Source organism: Mesorhizobium sp. M1E.F.Ca.ET.063.01.1.1, from assembly GCF_003998155.1.
In the GTDB taxonomy this organism is placed as follows: domain Bacteria; phylum Pseudomonadota; class Alphaproteobacteria; order Rhizobiales; family Rhizobiaceae; genus Mesorhizobium.
Genome location: NZ_RZSC01001193.1, coordinates 1 through 1,169, shown reverse-complemented (window position 1 = coordinate 1,169; position 1,169 = coordinate 1). Strand labels below are relative to the sequence as shown.

Annotated in this window: 2 protein-coding genes; one reads left to right on the top strand and one right to left on the bottom strand. The window is 64.4% G+C overall.

All coding sequences use genetic code 11. The annotated features are described in order from the left end of the window. Nucleotides 1–196, top strand: a 196-nt coding sequence (locus EOA29_RS37175) for a DUF1304 domain-containing protein (RefSeq protein WP_145970079.1), incomplete at its 5' end; no start/stop codon positions are given. A gap of 289 nt (nt 197–485) precedes the next feature. Here the strand turns inward: EOA29_RS37175 and EOA29_RS37170 are convergent. Then, a complete protein-coding gene (locus EOA29_RS37170) occupies nt 486–878 on the bottom strand; it encodes a hypothetical protein (RefSeq protein WP_126091426.1) in 393 nt (130 codons plus the stop codon). Nucleotides 879–1,169: the final 291 nt, after the last annotated feature.

The following is a 1,169-nucleotide window of genomic DNA, read 5'->3' as shown; positions in this document are numbered from 1 at the left end:
CTATAACGGCTTCCTTGCCGCCGGCCTGATCTGGGGGCTTTTTCTCGGCGCGAGCGGGTTTCCGATCAAGATCTTCTTCCTGCTTTGCGTCGCCGTCGCCGGCCTTTACGGCGCGGCGACCGTCGGCCGGAAGATCCTGTTCATCCAGACGGTGCCGGCGGTGCTCGCCATCGTCGCGCTCTGGCTCGGCTGGTGATCGAAAAAGGACGCCCTTGAGACCAGGTCTCGCGGGCGCCAGATAGTCCCTTCTTCGGAGGACCTTCAGCCGTTCGGATAGTGGCCACGATCGGCGCCCGCCCATAAGGAAGCCGCTGCCGGTATCGGCCGGCACATCACTGTCGATCAGGATTTTCGCTGTCGGGGCCGCGGGCCGAAAATCCAGCGGCGTTGAGCGCATTTTCCCGATTAAGAGGTTTGCGCGACAGCGCCCCGCGCGCCGAAAGGCGCGCAGGCTGTCGTCAAGGGACTCGCTGCGATGGCAGAATTCACCCGTTCGGATAATATCCGCCGTCCGCGCCATCGCCGATGAGCGGGCTGCTGCCCGTGGCGTTGCGCAGGCTCTGGCTCACGTCATCGAGCTGCGCCACCAACTGCTGATACCGCGAGGCCGGTATCGAGCCATGCCCCGCCGCAGCTTCCCTTTGGGCGACGCGGCTGATACGGGCGGCCTGCCTGTGAAGGTCGCGCGCTTCGTCCGGCTTGATCTTATCCATCTGCCGTGCGGCCGTGATGCCTTGATCAACGCTCTGCGCCTGGTCGATCAGGCCTGCCGTGCGCGGGGTGTAGAAGCCGGCCGATGCGGCATAGGCGCCGGCAAACGGAACGGCGGCGACAAGTGCGGCAAGTGCCGCAGTCCTAGGTAGCTTGAAAGAGCGCATGGTTGCGTCTCCTTGTTGCTGAGGAAGGCGGCGCCGGAAACGACCTGCCTTCCGGCCTGGGCCGTCAGGTTCCGTCGCGTCGCGATGTGGGAGGCACCGCCGGCGGTCCTCGGCCCTATAGGGAAACTTAGGAGCGGCACCTGCCAAAGTGGAATTAAAAAACGGTAATCTTTTGCGGGCTTGTCGCGCGCGCACTCTGCCCTAAAAGCCGCGTTTCGGCTGCAAACTTCTCGCTCGAACAGGGCTCCAGCGACCGCTCAGCGCTCGGTGAGCTTCAGTTCGATACGGCGG

Bases quoted from the DNA above. Each gene is read 5' to 3' on its own strand.
- EOA29_RS37170 (WP_126091426.1), bottom strand. From the start codon at position 878: ATGCGCTCTTTCAAGCTACCTAGGACTGCGGCACTTGCCGCACTTGTC.